Raw genomic sequence first — 19,759 nt, 5'->3', positions numbered from 1 at the left:
CGCGCTCTTCCAGAATGCCCGCGTCATCGTTGACGTCCATCGCGAGCAGGCTCGCTCCTACAGGGGGGATTGCGTCGGTTCACGGTCGCGGTGGCGGCGCGACTTTCTGTCCTTGTTCAACCGCCCAATCCACCACCTGCGCCGTCAGCTGATCGCTCGCCAGGCCAAACCCGGCCACCACCGCCGGCACCTTCACATCGCTCAGCGGCTGGCGCACTTCGAAGCGGCGGCTGGCGAGAATGCGCTGGTCATAACCACGCACCAGCAACGCATCCAGACGCACAACGACACTCGCCGCGGTGCCTTGGTATTCAGTCTGGAACGCTTGCAAACTCCCGCCCAACTCCAGATCCGCCTGGAAATTGCTGTCATCGGTGCTCAACAACGGCACCCGGCCATCGCGCTGGAAACCATCGAGCAGACGATTGCGCAGCAGCACCGGCGCCGGATCGCTCCAGCGTGAAGCCTTGTAGCTGCTGATCAGGTCGCCTTGCGGTATCACGGCGATTTGCGGACTGTTCAACGCCTCGCTGGCCTGCGGTTTGGTGAGGCGCAGTGACCAGCGTTGCGCCGTGCCATAACTGCCCGAAACGCTGCCCTGGACCGAGGGCAACCGATAGACGTCGGACGGTTCGGACTTGGGCAGGATCGAGCAGGCGCCGGTCAGCGTAAAAACGCCGAGGAGGGCGATGTGAGTCAGCTTCATGGCGTGAACTCCTTGTTCTTGTCATTGCCCAGCAAGTAACCGCTCGGGTTGGCTTCCAGGCGCTGGGAGATGGCGCGCAACGAGGTCAGGGTGTCGCGCAACTCACGTACAGCCGGGGCCAGGCCATTGAGGCCTTGCATGCCGCTGTTGAGCGAATCCTGGTTGTTGGTGAGCAATTTGTTGATGGTTGCGCTGCTTTGTTCCAGCGACTTCATGGCTTGCTCGGCGCTGCCGAACATCTGCTTGCCCTGATCGTTGAGCAGGCCGTTGGCGTTGCGCATCAGGGCGGCGGTCTGTTCCAGCGTCGCCGTCGCTTGTTTACCGATGGCAGAGAGTTGCTGCATCGCCTGACGGATGTCACCGCGCTGATCGGCGATGGTGCCGGTGGTTTGTTCCAGGTGTTCGAGGGTCTTGCTGATGCGCTCGACGTTCTCCGACGAGAACATCTGATTGGCGTTGTGCATCAACACGTTCACGCCGGCCATCAAGTCGTTGCTGTCATTGAGCAAACGGGCGATGGGCGAGGGCGAGGCCACAATCGTCGGCAAGTTGCCGTCGTGGCCCTTGAGCGTCGGGCTCTGCGGTGTACCGCCACTGAGCTGGATGATCGAGGTGCCGGTGATCCCGGTCAGCGCCAGTTTGGCCTGGGTGTCTTCCTTGATCGGCGTATCGCCGCCGAGGCGAATCCGCGCCAGCACGCGACGCGGGTCTTTCGGGTCCAGGCGCAAGCTCACCACATCGCCGACCTTGATCCCGCTGTACTGCACGGCGCTGCCCTTGGACAGGCCGCTGACCGCCTCGTTGAAGACGATCTCGTAATCCTTGAACTCGGTGTCGACGCTGGACTTGGCCAGCCACAGGCCGAAGAGCAGGGCACTTGCCACCACAATCACAGTGAACAGGCCGATCAATATGTGATGGGCTCGGGTTTCCATGTCAGACCTCGTTAAGCTGTTGAGCGGCTGACAGCGCCGCGCGGCCGCGAGGGCCATGGAAGTATTCGTGAATCCACGCGTCGTCGGTTTCCGACACCTTGTCGATGGCGTCCGCCACCAGCACTTTCTTCTGCGCCAGCACCGCCACGCGGTCGGTGATGGTGTAGAGCGTGTCGAGGTCGTGGGTCACCAGAAACACGCTCAACCCCAACGCGTCGCGCAGGGTCAGGATCAATTGATCGAAGGCTGCCGCGCCAATCGGATCGAGGCCGGCGGTGGGCTCGTCGAGGAACAGGATGTCCGGGTCCAGCGCCAGCGCCCGGGCCAGTGCCGCGCGCTTGATCATGCCGCCGGACAGCGAAGCGGGGTACTTGTCCGCCGCCGACAGCGGCAACCCGGCCAACGCCAGTTTCACCGCCGCCAGGTGTTCGGCATCGTTGCGGCTCAGGCCCGCGTGTTCGATCAGGGGCAGGGCGACGTTCTCGGTCACGGTCAGCGAAGAGAACAGCGCGCCTTTCTGAAACAGCACACCGAAGCGCCGTTCGACCATCGAGCGCTCGTGTTCGGACAGGGTCGGCAGGTTTTTACCAAACACTTTCACCACGCCTTCGCTGGGCTGGCGCAGGCCGACAATGCTGCGCAACAGCACCGACTTGCCACTGCCGGAACCGCCGACCACCGCAAGGATTTCGCCCTTGTACAAATCCAGGTCGAGGTTCTCGTGCACGCTCTGACGACCGAAGCGATTGCACAGCCCACGGACCTCAATCACCGCCTCGGAGGGCGCTCGGGGTAGACGACTCACCAGCCCATCTCCATGAAAAACAGCGCGGCCACAGCGTCGAGCACGATCACCACGAAAATCGACTGCACCACGCTCGACGTGGTGTGCGCCCCGACGGACTCGGCGCTGCCGCTGACCTTGAAGCCTTCAAGGCAACCGATGGCGGCGATCAGGAAGGCGAAGATCGGCGCTTTGACGATGCCGACCAGAAAGTGCTGCACACCAATGTCGGTTTGCAGCAGCGATAAAAACATCGCCGGCGAGATATCCAGCGCCACGGCGCAGACCACGCCACCGCCGACAATCCCCGACAGCATCGCCACAAAGGTCAACATCGGCAGCGCCACCAGCAACGCCAGCACGCGTGGCACCACCAGCAACTCCATCGGGTCGAGACCCAAGGTGCGGATGGCGTCGATTTCTTCGTTGGCTTTCATCGAGCCGATCTGCGCGGTAAACGCACTGGCGGTGCGCCCGGCCATCAGGATCGCGGTCAGCAACACGCCGAATTCACGGAGGAAGGAGAACGCCACCAGGTCCACGGTGAAGATGCTCGCACCGAAACTCGCCAGCACCGTTGCGCCGAGAAACGCCACCACCGCACCCACCAGGAAGGTCAGCAGGGCAACGATGGGGGCAGCGTCGAGGCCGGTCTGTTCGATGTGCGCGACCATAGGCGTGATGCGCCAGCGCTTCGGGCGGAACAGCCCACGGGCGATGGTTTCCAGAATCAGACCGACGAAGCCCAGCAGTTGCAGGGTGTCCTGCCAGACGGCATCCACTGCGCGGCCGATACGGGTCAGCAACTGAATGCCGACGCTGATTTCCGCTTCCTTGATCGGTACGCAGAAGTCGGTCATCGAGCAATAAACGGTCTGCAACAACGCACGATCGGCGACAGACAAGGTGCAATCAGGATGTTCAGCGGATTTGCCGAGACGGTCCGAACCGAGCAATTCCACCAGCAGCGATGCGCCGGCGGTATCGAGCGCGCCGAGGCCATTGAGGTCGATGTGGGTTTTGTCGTCGTATTGGCCGCGAAGCTTTTCGCTCAGGTCCTTGAGTTCGGCGTAATGGGCAAGCGTCCAGTCACCCGTCACCCGCAACTGAGCGGGGGAGTGAGCGGCGTCCAGTTGGGCATTGCCGGCCATTGTGCTGCTGGTCATAAGCTCCGTGCTTGTTCGGCTGTTACGCAGAGCTACGTAATAGCACGAACCGCATTACTTTTCTTTGGTCGGTGTGCTGTCCGTGATCGTGAAGCGCAACACCCCGATCAATTGGCCGTCTTCGGTCAGCACCCGAACCTGCCACTTGCCCGCCGGGTTACCGGGGAAGTTCTGCTTGTGGGTCCAGGCGCGATAGCCTTCCTTGCGCCCGCCGTGGATGTCCAGGGCGATGCGGTCGACCTCTTTGCCGTTGAACTGCCACACATGGTAAATGCGCTCGTCGAGACCGCGCGGGGCATTGATCGCGGTGTAGGCGTACAGGCCATCGCCACGGATCTGCTCGGCGCTGACTTCTTCCAGACTCTTGCCCGGCGTGCGGTCCTGCATTTGCGTACTGATCGCCACATCGGTCATCCACAACGTCGCCGGCGGCACCCACGAGCGCAGCACCCAACCCACGCCGCCGATGCCGACGGTGATGCTCAAGATTGCCAGCGCGTTGCGCACAGTGCGAATAGGGAAGATCGACGCCAGGCTCGGGAACGACAGCACGACGGCGGTGCCCAGCGCCAGTTTGAAACTCTGGGAGGTGGTCAGGTGCAGGATGACGGGCAGGGCGGTCAGCAGCGCGGCAAACAGCGTCAGCGTATGCAACGCCAGGAACGCCCAGCGCCGGGGCGCCAGCCACTTGTAGTAGAGCGGATCAGTGATGGAAATCAGCGCGGCGATGCCCAGCAGCCCGGTGAAGAACAACTGGCCGCTGTTCCAGGTGGTGGTGATGAAAAAGAACGGCAGGACGAAAAACAGGCTTTCCTGGTGAATCATCTGCGTCGCATAACGCAGCAACGGCTGGGGAATTTCCCGTTTGAAGATTCGGGTGAAGAGCTTGGTGAGGCTGTTTTCCAGCATCAGCCAGATCCAGCTCAACACCATGATGATGGTGATCCACGTCGCCAGGCCTTGCTGACGATCCACCAGCATGAAGCTGCCGACCCCGGAAATGAAACCGCCGAGCGCAATGACCCCGGGATAGCGCTTCATCAGTTCGAGGATGCGCTGTACGAACAAGGTCAGGGTAGGCATTCGGCGGTTCACAGTAGTCGTAGGAAAAAACCCCGACAGGGTACCGCCCGGGGGGCGGTGTGGCGAGGGTGAAGTAGCGTTCGCTGGCCTACGCAAAACTGTAGGAGCCGGCTTGCTGGCGATGGACTCAAAGGCACCGCGTTTATTCAGAAAATACGCGTTATCGTTGACGACCATCGCCAGCAAGCCGGCTCCTACAGGGGTTGGTTATTGCTTACGATGGATGCGCCAGGCCAACAGGCACAGCAACATCAAAGCGAACACCCCGGCAATTGCCCACAGCACCTGGTCATAACTCATCAACGGCTTCTCGATCCGCAGATAACCCGGTTGCAGGAGCAATTCGCGCATGGCCTTGTTGGCTTTTTCCAGCGTAACCCCCTGGAGCTCCTTGGCCGGGTCGGCGAAGCGGCCGTCTTCGTAGTCGCTCAACGCGCTCCAGTAGTAATCGGCCAACGCGCTGTTGCCTTGCACGGCCCAGGCCTGGCGCGCGATGGCGGCCTGCTTGAGACGGTTGAAGGTGGCGGCGTCCAGGCCGTCCTTGAGCAGCCCGGCCTTCAACTCATCCAGCACCTGTTCCGCCGCTGTCACATCGTCGCGCTCAAGGTCGGCGTTGAGGCTCATGAAACCCACGCCGCCAAACACTTCGCGCTCGGCGGAGGGGCCGTAGGACAGACCATGGGCGAGGCGCATCTGACGATAGAGCGCCCAGTCCAGATAATCCTTGAGCAGGTCGAAGGTTTCGTCGTGCTGATCCGCCAGCACGGGCTCCGGCACCAGCCAGTGCAACTTGGCACCCGCGCCGACGATACCGTGGCTCAGCGTGCGTTCATGGGCTGCGCTGGCGTTGATCTGTGGCAGCGGCGGGTGATCGGTAGGGTCAACCGCATCAAGCTCGCCCCAGGCCCGTTCCAGATAACCCGGCAGCAAGCGGTCGAGGTCGCCGACCACGATCAGGGTCATGTTATTGGGCGCGTACCAGGCCTTGCGTACCTTCTCCAGTTGTTCGCGGGTCAGGTAATCGACCTCGGCCCGCTCCGGGCATTTAAGGCCCAGTTCCACGGCCAGTTGATTGCTCGCGGTGTGGCCCAGGTCCTGACGATCCAGCCACCGTTGCAGGTGCGAGTAATGGCCGCCGTCTTCGCGCTCGACCACTTTCTTGGCAGCGTTGATCGCGTTGTCGTCGATTCGGGTCTGGGTCAACAGCGCCAACAGCAAGTCGAGGACCTTGCGCTGGTTTTTCGCCGGGGCCTCGATGACGAACGTGGTGTCGGCGTTGCTGGTGTAGGCGTTCCACTCGCCACCCAGCGCCTGCATGCGCTCTTCCAGACCACCTTCACCGGTGGCGTCGATGCCACTGAACAGCAAGTGTTCGAGCAGGTGCGGCAGTTCCTTGTCGGCGCAGTTGAAATCATCGATGCCGACGCCGACCACCAGGCGAATCGCCACATGCCCGCGCTCGGTGCCGGGCTTGAGCAGCAATTGCAGGCCGTTGGGCAGCGTATAACCCTCGACCTGGAAGCGGTCCAGGGCAAACGAAGGGAATGATCCGAGCAACAGGCAGGCGAACAACAAACAACGCATAGCGAGTTTCCATACGGCTGATTTGGAGATCCGTGTCGTCAGTCAGGGCCTCTTCGCGAGCAAGTCGAACCGTCGCACCGCCGCTCCCACAGAGGAATGCATTTCAAATGTGGGAGCGGGCTTGCTCGCGAATGGCCATCAAGCTGAATACATATAACTGACTGACCACACTGCCAGACGTTCAAGGCGAATGTGTGATGTCAGCCAAATCATCTACAGCGAGCGCACCGGTGTCAGACGTTTCCAGCACCACGTAAGCACTGCTGCAAAACAGAGAATTCAGACGCTTCATGTCGGCGATCAGCTCCAGGTGCAGCGAGCTGGTCTCGATACTCTGCACAATCTTACGTTGCAACCGGCTGACGTGAGCATGGGCCAGGCGGCGTTCCTGTGCACGAAAGCGACGCTTCTCCCGCAGCAACTGCCGGGCACTTTCCTTGTCGGCACTGAGGAACACCGACAACCCCAGGCGCAAATTGGAAATCAACTGGCTGTGCAGCCCCGCCAATTCGTCCAGGCCGACCTCGGAAAAAGACCGGCGCTGCGAGGTTTTCTGTTGCTGCACCTTGCGCAACATGCGCTCGATCAGGTCGCTGGCGAGTTTGAGGTTGATCGCCAGTTCAATGATTTCCGCCCAACGCCGACTGTCCTGCTCACTGAGGTCTTCACGGGGCATTTGCGCCAGATAGAGCTTGATCGAGTTGTAGAGCGCATCCACATCATCGGTCAGGCGACGCATTTCCTGGGTGACGGCAGTTTGCTTGCCGCGCAGCACGTCGAGCATGGCTTCGAGCATGCTGTCGATCAGATCGCCGATGCGCAGGGTTTCCCGGACGGCGTTGGCCAGCGCCAGGCTGGGGGTCACCAGCGCCGTCGGATCAAGGTGCCGTGGTTTGGCCGTGCCGTTGATTTCCGGGCGTTCCGGCAAAAGCCAGGCACAAAGCCTCGCCATCAGGCCGACCGTCGGCAGCAAGATCAGGCAGCGAGCCGTGTTGTAGAGCAGGTGGAAGCCGATGACCATTTCCTGGGGGCTGAAGTCGAGGCTGTCGATCCAGTGCACCAACGGGTCGAGCACCGGAATGATCAGCAACAGGCCAATCAGCTTGTACAGCAGGCTCCCGAGCGCCACCTGACGGCCCGCGGCGTTCTGCATGCTGGTGCTCATGAACGCCAGAATGCCGCTGCCGATGTTGGCGCCGATCACCAGGCCGATGGCCACCGGCAAGCTGATCACGCTGGCGCCTGCCAAGGTCGCGGTCAGCAGGACGGCGGCCAGGCTGGAGTAGGAAACCATCGCGAACAGGGCGCCGACCAAGGCGTCGAGCAGGATGTCGCCGGTCAGCGAGGCGAAGATGACCTTGACCCCTTGCGCCTGGGTGATCGGCGCCGCCGCTTCGACGATCAGTTGCAGGGCCAGAATGATCAGGCCCAGACCGATGGCCACCCGGCCCATCTGGCCGAGCCGCGTCTGTTTGCGCGACAGGAAGAAAATCACCCCGAGGAAAATCAGCAGCGGCGACAGCCATGACAAATCGAACGTCAGCACCCGTGCCATCAGCGCGGTACCGACATCGGCGCCGAGCATGGTCGCCAGCGCAGGCATCAGCGCCATCAGGCCCTGGCCGACAAAGGAGGTGACGAGCATGGCGGTGGCGTTGCTGCTCTGGACCATGGCGGTCACGACTATGCCGGCGATGAACGCCAGCCAGCGCTTGGACATGTTCTGGCCGATCACATGGCGCAGGTTGGAACCGTAGACCCGCAGGATGCCGGTTCGGACGATGTGCGTGCCCCAGATCAGCAAGGCCACGGCAGATAACAAATTGAGCAGGGTGAGCATAAGGGCCCCCTGTGGTGGTAGCGCCCCAAAGGAGCAAGTTGACGGTGCCGCGCGACTTTCTACGTTGTGTACTTAAGCTGTAGTTGGCTAACGGTCTGCGCGCCAGCATCGCATAGCTAAAGAGGTGATTGAAACAAAACTGTCATGAAAACAGCTTGATGCAGACGTGAAAAAGGGGCCCGAAGGCCCCCGATTCATGTAGGAGCGAGACCGGCTTGCCGGCGATGGTATCAAGGACACCGCGTTCATTCAGACAGCCCGCGTTATCGTTAACGACCATCGCGAGCAGGCTCGCTCCTACAAAGGTTTTGCGTTACTGCCCAGGAATATCCTTGCGCAGTTTCACCGGATCCTGCTGTTTCTTCTTCTTCGCAATCGCGGTGCGCATCTTGATGTTGATCGCTTCCACCGCCAGCGAGAACGCCATGGCGAAGTAGACGTAGCCTTTTGGTACGTGCACGTCGAAGGATTCGGCAATCAGCACGGTACCGACGATCAACAGGAACGCCAGCGCCAGCATCTTCAGCGACGGGTGCTTGTCGATGAACGAGCTGATGGTGCCGGAAGCCAGCATCATCACCAGCACAGCCACAACGATTGCAGCGACCATGACCGGTACGTGGGAGACCATGCCGACGGCGGTGATCACCGAGTCCAGCGAGAACACGATGTCGATGATCGCGATCTGGATGATGGTGTAGAGGAAGTTGCCGCCCTTGCCGCCCGGCTCTTCATTGGTTTCGTCTTCACCTTCCAGCGCGTGGTACATCTCTTGCGAGCTCTTCCACAGCAGGAACAGACCACCGAAGAACAGGATCAGGTCTCGCCCGGAAATGCCCTGGCCGAACACTTCGAACAAGTCTGCGGTGAGGCGCATGACCCAGGTGATCGACAGCAGCAACAGAATCCGCGTAACCATGGCCAGCGCCAGGCCGAAGATTCGGGTGCGCGCCTGCATGTGCTTGGGCATGCGGCTGACCAGGATCGAAATCATGATGATGTTATCGATACCCAGGACGATTTCCAGGGCGGTCAGGGTAAAGAAGGCAACCCAGATTTCAGGGTTGGTCAGCCATTCCATGTGTATTCCTTTGAGCGAGTGTTAAACCACAAAGGGTCCAGGCTTCAAACAACGAAGCCTGGACCCCCAGTGGTGAGTCTTGGGCTTATAGAGTGCTGAACAGCGGAAAAATCCCCATCAGCAATGCTGCAACCAGTATGCACATGCACACCAGCACTGCCCATTTCAGGGTAAAGCGCTGATGGTCACCGAAGTCGATACCGGCCAGGGCCACCAACAAATAGGTCGATGGTACCAGCGGGCTCAGCAAGTGGACGGGCTGACCGACGATCGAGGCACGTGCCATTTCAACCGCGGTTATACCGTAATGACTGGCCGCTTCGGCAAGTACTGGTAACACGCCGTAATAAAATGCGTCGTTCGACATGAAGAACGTGAACGGCATGCTCACCAGCGCGGTGATCACGGCCAGGTACGGGCCGAGGAAATCCGGGATGACCGCCAACAGGCTCTTCGACATCGCATCGACCATGCCGGTGCCCGACAGGATACCGGTGAAGATGCCTGCCGCGAAGATCAAACCGACCACTGCCAGCACGCTGCCGGCGTGGGCCGCAACACGATCCTTCTGCTGTTGCAGGCAAGGGTAGTTAACGATCATGGCAATACTGAACGCCACCATGAACAGCACCGGCAACGGCAGCAGGCCTGCGATCAGGGTGCACATCAGTGCGAATGTCAGGGCACCGTTGAACCAGATCAGCTTTGGACGACGGGCGTCCGGGAACTGCGAAACGCTGATTTCGCTGTGGTCGATTTCGTCGCCCACCAGGTGAAGCTCACCCAGACGCGCACGTTCACGTTTGCCGTAGAAGTAAGCGATGGCCAGGATGACCAGGACACCGAAAGCCATTGCCGGAATCATCGGTACGAAGATGTCCGACGGGTCCACATGCAACGCACTGGCCGCACGGGCAGTCGGACCGCCCCATGGGGTCATGTTCATCACGCCACCGGCGAGGATGATCAGGCCAGCCATAATCCGCGGGCTCATGCCGATGCGGCTGTAGAGCGGCAGCATGGCGGCCACGCAGATCATGTAAGTGGTCGCGCCGTCACCATCGAGGGAGACGACGAGCGCCAGTACGGCGGTGCCGACCGAAACTTTCAACGGGTCGCCCTTGACCAGTTTGAGGATCTTGCGCACGGCCGGGTCGAACAGGCCGGAGTCGATCATCAGGGCGAAGTAGAGGATGGCGAACATCAGCATCACGCCGGTCGGCGCAAGCTTGGTGATGCCTTCGAGCATCATCGGGCCGATCTTCGGCGCAAAACCGCCGAACAGAGCGAAGACGATTGGAATGATGATCAGGGCGATCAGCGCGGACAGGCGCTTGGTCATGATCAGGAACATGAACGTGATGACCATGGCGAAGCCAAGGAAAGTCAGCATGGGAATACTCCAGGCGTAGCGCGGCTAGGGAATGGGCGAACCGGGTGGGTCAGCGCAGAACGGGAAGCACGAGGCGTACGGGCGGAGTTGCGGCGAAGCGGCGGGTATCAAAGGACATCAGGGTCACCATTGTTGTTGTTAAATGGGCTGTGCGAGCGATAAAACACTGGCATTGGCCGACCGGTCTGTTGCCGGTAGTGGGGGCGATCCTAATCGGGGAAGCTTTCACCCAGCTTTCGCCGATGAAAGCATTGACCGGATGTGCGACCGGTCGTCGGACGGGGGCTAGGCTTTAAACCGCGTCGACACGATCGCGAGCAGGCTCGCTCCCACATGGAAATGCGTTCCCCTGTGGGAGCGAGCCTGCTCGCGATGGCGTCGGAACATACGCAACAGGAGGAAATGTGATGAACGAACTTCACACCGGCGGCTGCCACTGCGGACAACTGCGCTATCAATTCAGCGGACCTTTGAGAGACATCGCCCACTGCCACTGCTCAATCTGCCGACGAGTCAGCGGCGGGATCGTGACCACCTGGATCACCGTGCCCGCATCGACCTTTGAATGGCTGAAAGGCACACCGGCGCAGTACGCCTCGTCATCCAGTTGCGTACGATATTTCTGCCCGAACTGTGGGGCGCAACTCGCGCTGGTGACACACCTCAGTCCCGAGAGCATCGACCTGACCATCGCCACGCTCGATCATCCCGAGCAGGCTCCGGCCGAGCGGCACATCTGGACCGACAGCCGTCTGCCCTGGCTGCATCTGGACGAACACCTGCCGGGCGAAGCCGAAGAAACACTCTGATCAAAAAATAGACAGATCCAGCGGCCGGATCGCCCCCATCCAGATGGCATGTTCGGTGTGGTCGAGCAGATCGTCGCCGGTGTCCGGGTGCAGGAACACCACCAAACCCTTGCGGTTGAGCGCCAGCCACGGCAACACGTCGCCGATGAGTTCCGGCCCGAATGCCAGTTGGCAACTCCAGTCCGGGTGCGGGCCGACCGGACGTTCGTGCACCCGACCCATTTTCAGCGGGAACAGCTGCGCCGCCCGCTCACACAAGGCTCGCGCCTGGTCGATGGTGCTGGCGTCGAAATACACGTGGGCGTGGTAACCCTTGATCTGTTGCATCTGAAACCCTCTGAATCCCTGTCGAACCCTCACCGTCTCCCACAGGTCAAATGCTATACACCCAGGAAACGGAGCCCAGCCATGAAAAATGCCGAAACCCCGGTGGTAAAAGTGGTGCTTTATGGTGCCATGAGTAGCCTGGGCAGTGCGCTGATGGCTGAGATGCTGCGGCGGCAACACGAAGTGATCGCCATCCTCGATGACTTGACGGCACTCGCGCCACGTCCGGGTTTGCGCACCAAGACGGGCGACCTGTTTGAGGCCGAGCGCGTCAAACAAAGCGTCGCGGGCTGTTCGGCCGTCATCTGTCTATTAGACGCACCAGGCTTGCCGTTCAACAGCGAACACGTTGAAAAAACCATTGTTCCGGGCCCGGTCGAACAGGTGCTCGCCGTCGATGCGCTGATAGCCGGCATGCAGGCTGCCGGCATTGCCCGACTGTTTCTGGTGGGGGATTTCGAGGTGTTGGACGATCCGGAGATCGAGGATCAACTGCAACGCCACGCCGCCGAAGAAATCCGCGAATCCCTGCAAAGCAGTAAGTTGCACTGGACGCTGGTGAATGCGCCGCGTGGCGTCCCTGGGCTGACGATCGAGCATTTCAGCCACGCCAGCAGCAGCCTGGAACCGGGGCTGGCCGAACCGCTGGATCGCTTGAAACGTGTCGCGATAGGGATCGCCGATGAAATGCACTTCAATCTTCACGTGGGCGAACACGTGAATTTCGTGGCGACTTCAGAGTAGTGAAAGCTCGGGCCGCGCCCGGACGACCTTTTTGCTTTCACACCGCAATCGAAGGCAAAGGCAGGCCATTCAGCGATTGCGCACTGCTGGCCTGCTCGGCCATCAACCAATCCACAAACTGTTGAATCAACACCCCACGCCGTTTGCGTTGGGGCAGGACCACGTAATAGCCCTGCCGGGACATCACCGTTTCAGCAATTGGCCGACACAACAAACCTTGCGCCAGCAAGTTATCCACAAGGTGCCGCCAGCCAATCGCCACGCCCTGGCCGCCAATCGCCGCTTGAATCAACAACGTGTAATTGTCGAATCGCAACTGCCCGGGCGCTGGCGCCGAAGTAATCCCCAATTCGCGGAACACGCCACTCCAGTCGAACCAGTTGCTGCTGTTTTCGCCACGCAGGTGCAGCAGCGGAAATTCCAGCAGCCCTTGGGGCGGCAAGGGCAGGGGACGGTCCTTCAATAGCAGCGGACTGCACACCGGGAACACTTCTTCGCTGAACAGCCAATGGCTTTCGCCCTGTTTAAAACGCCCGTCACCAAACAGCACGGCGACATCGATATCGGTGCGCAGCATGTTGAGGCTGCGCTCGCTGGTGACCAGGCTAACGTCCACGTGAGGATTGGCCGCGTGAAAGCGGTGCAACCGGGGCATCAGCCAGTAAGCGGCAAAGGCAAAATCGGTGGCGACCTGCAACACTTCATGCTGTTGCTGTGCACTGATCGCACTTAATCCTGCGTCGATATTCTGCAAACCGAGCTGAACCTGCTCGAAAAGAATCGCCCCGGCCTCGGTCAATTCGATCCCGCGATAAATGCGATCGAACAGCCGTGTGGCGAGTTGATCCTCCAGCCGTTTGATCTGCTGGCTGATGGCCGGTTGCGTGGTGCCGAGCTCTACCGCAGCGGCGGTGAAGCTGTGATGGCGGGCAGCCGCTTCGAAGGCGCGGAGCAGATCCAGAGACAAATCACCGAGGGCGTCATACATAAGCTGTGCTTATCCTAGTCATTGCCTGGCATGGGCTTTACCACAAATCACATGGACTCCATGCTCGATTGCAGCACTCTCGCATAAATATTCACTATGGAATGCCGCGATCACATGAAGCGCAAGAATATTCTTTTCATCATGGCCGATCAGATGGCCGCGCCAATGTTGCCGTTCTACGGCCCTTCGCCGATCAAATTGCCCAATCTCAGCCGCCTCGCCGCCGAAGGCGTGGTGTTCGACGCCGCTTATTGCAACAGCCCACTCTGCGCGCCGTCGCGTTTTACCTTGGTCAGCGGTCAGTTACCGAGCAAGATCGGCGCCTACGATAACGCGGCCGATTTCCCTGCCGACGTGCCCACCTACGCCCACTACCTGCGGCGCCTCGGTTATCGCACCGCGTTGTCCGGGAAAATGCACTTTTGCGGCCCGGACCAACTGCACGGTTACGAAGAACGCCTGACCAGCGACATTTACCCGGCCGACTACGGTTGGGCAGTGAACTGGGACGAACCGGACGTGCGTCCGACCTGGTATCACAACATGTCGTCGGTGCTGCAGGCCGGGCCTTGCGTGCGCACCAACCAACTGGATTTCGATGAAGAGGTGGTGTTCAAGGCCCAGCAATATCTGTTCGACCACATTCGTGAGGATGGCGACCAGCCGTTCTGCCTGACCGTGTCGATGACTCACCCACACGACCCGTACACCATTCCCAAGGCTTTCTGGGATCTGTACGACGACGCCGACATCCCATTGCCCGAAACCCCGGCACAAACCGAGCTCGATCCGCACGCCCAGCGTTTGCTCAAGGTCTACGACCTGTGGGACAAGCCGCTGCCTGTGGATAAGATCCGCGATGCACGCCGGGCTTATTTCGGTGCTTGCAGCTATATCGACAGTAACGTCGGCAAACTTCTGCAAACGCTCGAAGATACCGGGCTGATCAACGACACGATCATCGTGTTCTCCGGCGACCACGGCGACATGCTCGGCGAGCGTGGCCTCTGGTACAAAATGCACTGGTACGAAATGGCCGCGCGCGTGCCCATGTTGATCAGTTCACCCGGCCAGTTTGGCGCCGGACGGGTCAGCGCAGCGGTTTCCACCGCCGACCTGCTGCCGACGTTTGTCGAGTTGGCCGGTGGCGCTCTGGAACCGGGCTTGCCGCTGGATGGCCGGTCGCTGGTTCCGCACCTGCAAGGGCAGGGCGGTCACGACGAGGTCTTCGGCGAATACATGGCCGAAGGCACCATCAGTCCGCTGATGATGATTCGCCGCGGTGCCTATAAATTCATCTACAGCGAAGACGATCCGTGCCTGCTCTTCGACGTACACAACGACCCGCGTGAGCAGGAAGAACTCAGCCAGTCGCCGCAACATCGGCTCCTGTTCGAGGAATTTCTTGCCGAAGCACGGGCCAAATGGAACATCCCGGCGATACACCAACAGGTGCTCGCGAGCCAGCGTCGTCGGCGTTTCGTCGCCGAAGCGCTGACCATCGGCAAGCTGAAGAGCTGGGATCACCAGCCACTGGTGGACGCCAGTCAGCAGTACATGCGCAACCACATCGACCTCGACGATCTGGAGCGTAAAGCACGTTATCCACAACCCTGCCAAAACCAATAATGTTAAGGGGAAGTCCATGCAAAAGTTATCCACAGTACTGACGGTCGGACTGCTGGCTCTGGGCAGTGCGTCGGCGTATGCCGATCAGAGCTGCGAGACGGTGAAAATGGCCGACCCTGGCTGGAGCGACATCGCCGCAACCAACGCCATCACCGGGTTTCTGCTGGACGGCATGGGCTACAAGCCCAAAGTCGACACCCTCGCGGTGCCGATTACCTTTGGCGGGTTGAAGGATGGCCAGGTCGACGTGTTTCTCGGCAACTGGATGCCGGCGCAGCAGGGTTTCTATGACAAGTTCGTCGCCACCGGCGACGTCACACAACTGGCGAAGAACCTCGATGGCACCGAGTTCACCCTGGCGGTGCCGGATTACGTGTGGGACGCGGGTGTGCATAGCTTCGCCGACCTGAACAAGTTCGCCGACAAGTTCGACAAGAAGATCTACGGCATCGGCTCCGGCGCGCCGGCGAACATCTCGCTGCAAGAAATCATCAAGAAGAACGACTTCGACATGGGCCAGTGGAAACTGGTCGAGTCCAGCGAACAGGCGATGCTGGCCGAAGTGTCTCGTGCGGTGAAGAAACAGAAATTCGTGACCTTCCTCGGCTGGACGCCGCACCCGATGAACGTGCAGCTGAAAATGCATTATCTGAAGGGCGGCGAGAAATACTTCGGCGACACCGGCAGCGTCCATACCCTGACCCGCAAGGGTTACGCCGAGGCCTGCCCGAATGTGGGCAAGTTGCTGACCAACCTGAGTTTCACCCAGGAGATGGAAAACAGCATCATGGCGGATGTGGTGAACAAGAAGGTCAGCAATGCGGATGCGGCCAAGGCGTGGATCAAGGCCAATCCGGCGGTGCTGGATAAATGGCTGGAAGGCGTGAAGACCGCGGACGGCAAGGATGCGTTGCCGGCGGTAAAAGCCAAGTTGTAAGTGATCCTATCCTCTGTAGGAGCGAGCGATGCGGCGATCCGACTTGCCCGCGAAGAACGATAACGCGGTTTTTCTAAAGAACCGCGTTACGTTCTTCGCGGGCAAGTCGGATCGCCGCATCGCTCGCTCCTACAAAGGGAAGGATCGTCGTCTCCTGATACCCTTGCGCAAAATTTTCAACCGAGAGGACCCATGGCCTTCCCCAGCCGCCATTCACTCTTCCCCTTCCTCACGTGGTTGCCCCGGCAGACCCGCGCCAGCGTCGGCCGTGACCTGATCGTCGGTCTCAGCGGCGCCATTCTCGCGTTGCCGCAATCCATTGCCTACGCGCTGATCGCCGGTCTCCCACCGGAATACGGCTTATACGCCGCCATCATCCCGGTGCTGATCGCCTGCCTCTGGGGTTCATCGTGGCATTTGATCTGTGGGCCTACGGCAGCGATCTCCATCGTCCTGTTCGCCAGTGTCAGTCCTCTGGCCGTCCCTGCGTCCAAGGACTACATCACGCTGATCCTGCTTCTGACGCTGCTCGCCGGCATTTTCCAGTGGCTACTGGGTTTGCTGCGGTTCGGCGCGCTGGTGAATTTTGTCTCGCACTCGGTGGTATTGGGCTTCACCCTCGGCGCCGCCGTGGTGATTGCCATCGGTCAAATGCCCAACCTGCTGGGGCTGGACTTGCCCAGCCAGGCCACCGCACTGGACAGCTTTTTGATGCTGCTGCAGCACCTCGATGCGGTGGATAAACCCTCGCTCGTGCTGGGGCTGGCAACAGTCGTCGTCGGCATAATCCTGAAAGGGTTGCTGCCTCGCTGGCCGACGCTGCTGATCACCCTGATCCTCGCCGGGCTGCTGGTTTGGCTGTGGCCATCGATGTTCGGCCACGTGAACCTGGTGAGCGCGTTTGTCGGGCGGCTGCCGCCCTTCAGCCCGTTGCCACTGGATCTGGACATGATTTTGCGATTGCTGCCCAGCGCAGTAGCGGTGGGGATGCTCGGGCTGGTGACGAGCCTGTCGATTGCCCGTTCCTTGTCGGCACGCTCGCAGCAATTGCTCGATGCCAATCAGGAGGTCCGCGCGCAGGGTTTATCGAACATGGTCGGTGCGTTTTTTTCCGGTTCGCTGTCTGCCGGTTCCTTCACCCGTTCCGGCCTCAGCTACGAAGCGGGTGCCTGTTCGCCAATGGCGGGGGTGTTTTCCGCGTTGTGGGTGGCGCTGTTTGCGATCTTCGGCGCCAACCTGATTGCGCATATTCCGATCCCGGCCATGGCTGGCAGCATCCTGCTGATCGCCTGGGGGTTGGTCGATCATCGCGGCATTCGTGCGTTGCTGCGGGTCAGCCGCGCCGAGTTCATGGTGATGGCGCTGACCTGTGTCGCCACGCTGTTGCTGGAATTGCAGACAGCGATCTATGCCGGCGTGCTCGCGTCGTTGTTTTTCTACCTCAAGCGCACCTCGCAACCACGGGTGCAGCATTGGCGCGATGGCGATGAAGACATTCTGCGGGTCGGCGGTTCGATCTTTTTCGGCGCCAGCCATTACCTGCAAGTGCGCCTGCAACGCATGCACGGGGCGCGGGTGGTGATCGAGGCGCAGCAGATCAACTTCATCGACTATTCGGGGGTGGAAATGCTGCACCAGGAAGCGCGGCGACTACGCAAGCAGGACCGTAGCCTGACCTTGCGCGGGGCGAGACCGCCGGTGGTGGAGGAGTTGCGAAAGCTCGAAGGCGCGGAGAAATGCCCGATTCATTTCGAAGATTGAAACACACCCATCTCCGGACAATGACCGCGATCACGGCATACCAACCGACTGTAGGAGCCGGCTTGCTGGCGATTCAACGATAACGCGGTTTGCCTGATACACCGCGGCGCGCCCATCGCCAGCAAGCCGGCTCCTACAAGGCCAATTGGCGGCGCAGTTCGGCCAGCACCGGCGCGGTGTCCGGGCGTACGCCGCGCCACAGCAAGAAGGCTTCTGCCGCTTGTTCGGCGAGCATCCCCAAACCATCCATCGACACGGCAGCGCCATGCGCCGTAGCCCAACGGCAGAACGAGGTCGGTTCCTTGCCGTACATCATGTCGTAGCAAACGGTCTTGCCCGGCTCGATCAGACTGCCCGCAATCGGCGGTACATCGCCCGACAAACTGGCCGATGTCGCGTTGATGATCAGGTCCACCGATTCCCGCAACCAGTCGAAACCACTGGCCGACACCGGCCCCAGATCCGCAAACAACTCAGCCAGCAGCTCGGCTTTTTCCACCGTGCGGTTGGCGATGATCACCGAGGCGGGTTGCTCGGCCAGCAGTGGCTCCAGCGCACCGCGCACTGCGCCGCCGGCGCCGAGCAGCAGGATGCGTTTGCCCTTGAGGCTGAAACCGGCGTTGACCGTCAGGTCCCGCACCAGCCCGGCACCATCGGTGTTGTCGCCCAGCAGCGTGCCATCGGCGAGCTTGCTCAGGGTGTTCACCGCGCCAGCCCGCTGCGCTCGCGCCGTCAAACTGTCGGCCAGACGGAACGCCTCTTCCTTGAACGGCACCGTCACGTTCGCCCCGCAACCTTCCAGGAAAAACTCCCGGGCAAAGTCGGAAAAATCGTCGAGCGGTGCCAGCGAAGTGCTGTAGTCCAGTTGCTGAGCGGTCTGCTCGGCGAAAAGACGATGGATCAACGGCGACTTGCTGTGGCCGATCGGGTTACCGAAAACGACGTAACGATCCATCAGAAATCCTCAGGCCTGGGCCAGCCAGTCGCGGTCTTGCAGGAAGTACTCGGTCAGGCGTGCTTCTTCGCTGCCGGGCTCGGCTTTCCAGTCATAACTCCAGCGAACTTGCGGCGGCAACGACATGAGGATCGACTCGGTACGCCCACCCGATTGCAGGCCGAACAGCGTGCCACGGTCGTAAACCAGGTTGAACTCGACGTATCGGCCACGGCGAAATTCCTGAAACTCGCGCTGTTTTGCAGTGAACGCATCATTTTTGCGGCGCTGCACGATCGGCAGGTAGGCGTCGATGTAAGCGTCACCGATGGCACGCATGAAAGCGAAGCTGGTGTCGAAATCCCACTCGTTCAAATCATCGAAGAACAGGCCGCCGATGCCGCGCGGTTCGTGGCGATGCTTGATGTGGAAATAGCTGTCGCACCAGGCTTTGTAGCGCGAATAGACGTCCGGACCGAACGGCGCGCAGGCCTGCTCGGCGACGCGGTGCCAGTGCACGCAGTCATCGATGTTGCCGTAATAAGGGGTCAGGTCGAAGCCACCGCCGAACCACCAGACCGGTTCTTCGCCTTCTTTTTCGGCGATGAAAAAGCGCACGTTGGCGTGGGAAGTCGGCACATGCGGATTGTGCGGGTGAATCACCAGCGACACGCCCAGGGCTTCAAAGCCACGGCCGGCCAGTTCAGGTCGATGGGCGCTGGCGGACGGTGGGAGACCGCTGCCAAACACGTGGGAAAAGTTGACGCCGCCCTTTTCGATGACCGCGCCGTTCTCGATCACGCGGGTGCGACCGCCACCGCCGGCAGGCCGGGTCCAGGCGTCTTCGACGAATTGCGTGCCGCCGTCTTCGGCTTCCAGGGCAGCGCAAATGCGGTCTTGCAGGTCGAGCAGGTAGGCTTTTACGGCCTCGGTGCGGGTCGTCATGTCTTCACCTTGAATCGGGCAAAACTACGCGGCGCTCCATGGGAGCGGGGGCCGGCGCAAATGGGCGCGTAGCATAACATTGCAGATGGACTCGCCACAGTTGACGGGGATCA

18 protein-coding genes are annotated in these 19,759 nt (G+C 60.7%); 5 read left to right on the top strand and 13 right to left on the bottom strand.

Features of this window, described 5'->3' with window-relative positions; translation table 11 throughout:
• Nucleotides 1-79: 79 nt before the first annotated feature.
• The 9 genes from K5R88_RS21320 to K5R88_RS21280 all read right to left on the bottom strand — a co-directional run bounded on the left by K5R88_RS21320 (nt 80) and on the right by K5R88_RS21280 (nt 10,572).
• Nucleotides 80-706, bottom strand: a complete 627-nt coding sequence (locus tag K5R88_RS21320; RefSeq protein WP_223450119.1) for an ABC-type transport auxiliary lipoprotein family protein — start codon at nt 704-706, stop codon at nt 80-82.
• Nucleotides 703-1,641 (bottom strand): MlaD family protein, encoded by a 939-nt coding sequence (locus tag K5R88_RS21315; protein WP_226298310.1) that lies wholly within the window; start codon nt 1,639-1,641, stop codon nt 703-705. The genes K5R88_RS21320 and K5R88_RS21315 overlap by 4 nt, the downstream gene beginning before the upstream one ends.
• A gap of 1 nt (nt 1,642) precedes the next feature.
• A complete protein-coding gene (locus tag K5R88_RS21310; protein WP_008044731.1) occupies nt 1,643-2,446 on the bottom strand; it encodes an ABC transporter ATP-binding protein in 804 nt (267 codons plus the stop codon).
• Nucleotides 2,443-3,591, bottom strand: a complete 1,149-nt coding sequence (locus tag K5R88_RS21305; RefSeq protein WP_032828683.1) for an ABC transporter permease — start codon at nt 3,589-3,591, stop codon at nt 2,443-2,445. Before K5R88_RS21305 ends, K5R88_RS21310 begins: the two co-directional genes overlap by 4 nt.
• Nucleotides 3,592-3,645: 54 nt before the next feature.
• Nucleotides 3,646-4,674, bottom strand: a complete 1,029-nt coding sequence (locus K5R88_RS21300; RefSeq protein WP_192228126.1) for a DUF5924 family protein — start codon at nt 4,672-4,674, stop codon at nt 3,646-3,648.
• 207 nt (nt 4,675-4,881) lie between these two features.
• The gene (locus K5R88_RS21295; protein ID WP_226298309.1) at nt 4,882-6,258 is read right to left on the bottom strand and encodes a M16 family metallopeptidase; all 1,377 of its coding nucleotides are present in this window, start codon (nt 6,256-6,258) and stop codon (nt 4,882-4,884) included.
• Between the two features lie 181 nt (nt 6,259-6,439).
• Nucleotides 6,440-8,098: a Na/Pi cotransporter family protein gene (locus tag K5R88_RS21290; RefSeq protein ID WP_192417825.1), complete on the bottom strand. Its 1,659-nt coding sequence runs from the start codon at nt 8,096-8,098 to the stop codon at nt 6,440-6,442.
• Between the two features lie 313 nt (nt 8,099-8,411).
• Entirely contained in the window at nt 8,412-9,179 is a 768-nt protein-coding gene (locus K5R88_RS21285) for a TerC family protein (protein WP_192228129.1), read from the bottom strand.
• 85 nt (nt 9,180-9,264) lie between these two features.
• Nucleotides 9,265-10,572 carry a CitMHS family transporter gene (locus tag K5R88_RS21280; RefSeq protein ID WP_226298308.1) on the bottom strand — a complete coding sequence of 436 codons (1,308 nt, stop codon included), beginning with the start codon at nt 10,570-10,572 and terminating at the stop codon, nt 9,265-9,267.
• A 407-nt stretch (nt 10,573-10,979) separates the two neighbouring features.
• Here K5R88_RS21280 and K5R88_RS21275 point away from each other — a divergent pair, with 407 nt between their 5' ends.
• Nucleotides 10,980-11,381: a GFA family protein gene (locus K5R88_RS21275; RefSeq protein ID WP_192228130.1), complete on the top strand. Its 402-nt coding sequence runs from the start codon at nt 10,980-10,982 to the stop codon at nt 11,379-11,381.
• Here K5R88_RS21275 and K5R88_RS21270 read toward each other — a convergent pair whose 3' ends face one another.
• Nucleotides 11,382-11,708 carry a DOPA 4,5-dioxygenase family protein gene (locus K5R88_RS21270; RefSeq protein WP_008044035.1) on the bottom strand — a complete coding sequence of 109 codons (327 nt, stop codon included), beginning with the start codon at nt 11,706-11,708 and terminating at the stop codon, nt 11,382-11,384.
• Between the two features lie 81 nt (nt 11,709-11,789).
• On the opposite strand from K5R88_RS21270, the gene K5R88_RS21265 reads away from it, so the two are divergent.
• A complete protein-coding gene (locus K5R88_RS21265; RefSeq protein WP_223450115.1) occupies nt 11,790-12,452 on the top strand; it encodes an NAD(P)-dependent oxidoreductase in 663 nt (220 codons plus the stop codon).
• A gap of 37 nt (nt 12,453-12,489) precedes the next feature.
• On the opposite strand, the gene K5R88_RS21260 is transcribed toward K5R88_RS21265, so the two are convergent.
• Nucleotides 12,490-13,440 (bottom strand): choline sulfate utilization transcriptional regulator, encoded by a 951-nt coding sequence (locus K5R88_RS21260; protein WP_008027604.1) that lies wholly within the window; start codon nt 13,438-13,440, stop codon nt 12,490-12,492.
• Nucleotides 13,441-13,554: 114 nt separating this feature from the next.
• Here K5R88_RS21260 and betC point away from each other — a divergent pair, with 114 nt between their 5' ends.
• The 3 genes from betC (at nt 13,555) to K5R88_RS21245 (ending at nt 17,767) form a co-directional block, all read left to right on the top strand.
• Nucleotides 13,555-15,069 (top strand): choline-sulfatase, encoded by a 1,515-nt coding sequence (gene betC, locus K5R88_RS21255; RefSeq protein ID WP_192228133.1) that lies wholly within the window; start codon nt 13,555-13,557, stop codon nt 15,067-15,069.
• 16 nt (nt 15,070-15,085) lie between these two features.
• Nucleotides 15,086-16,006, top strand: a complete 921-nt coding sequence (gene choX / locus K5R88_RS21250; protein ID WP_008027600.1) for a choline ABC transporter substrate-binding protein — start codon at nt 15,086-15,088, stop codon at nt 16,004-16,006.
• Nucleotides 16,007-16,198: 192 nt separating this feature from the next.
• Entirely contained in the window at nt 16,199-17,767 is a 1,569-nt protein-coding gene (locus K5R88_RS21245; protein ID WP_008044030.1) for a SulP family inorganic anion transporter, read from the top strand.
• 133 nt (nt 17,768-17,900) lie between these two features.
• Here K5R88_RS21245 and aroE read toward each other — a convergent pair whose 3' ends face one another.
• Both aroE and hemF read right to left on the bottom strand, forming a co-directional pair.
• Nucleotides 17,901-18,722, bottom strand: a complete 822-nt coding sequence (aroE, locus tag K5R88_RS21240) for a shikimate dehydrogenase (protein ID WP_226298307.1) — start codon at nt 18,720-18,722, stop codon at nt 17,901-17,903.
• A 9-nt stretch (nt 18,723-18,731) separates the two neighbouring features.
• A complete protein-coding gene (gene hemF / locus K5R88_RS21235; RefSeq protein WP_008027593.1) occupies nt 18,732-19,646 on the bottom strand; it encodes an oxygen-dependent coproporphyrinogen oxidase in 915 nt (304 codons plus the stop codon).
• Nucleotides 19,647-19,759 lie beyond the last annotated feature (113 nt).

The sequence above is a fragment of the Pseudomonas sp. MM213 genome (genome assembly GCF_020423045.1).
Classification (GTDB): domain Bacteria; phylum Pseudomonadota; class Gammaproteobacteria; order Pseudomonadales; family Pseudomonadaceae; genus Aquipseudomonas; species Aquipseudomonas migulae.
The sequence above is the reverse complement of the archived record's forward strand: the minus strand, read 5'-3'. Positions and strand labels throughout refer to the sequence as shown.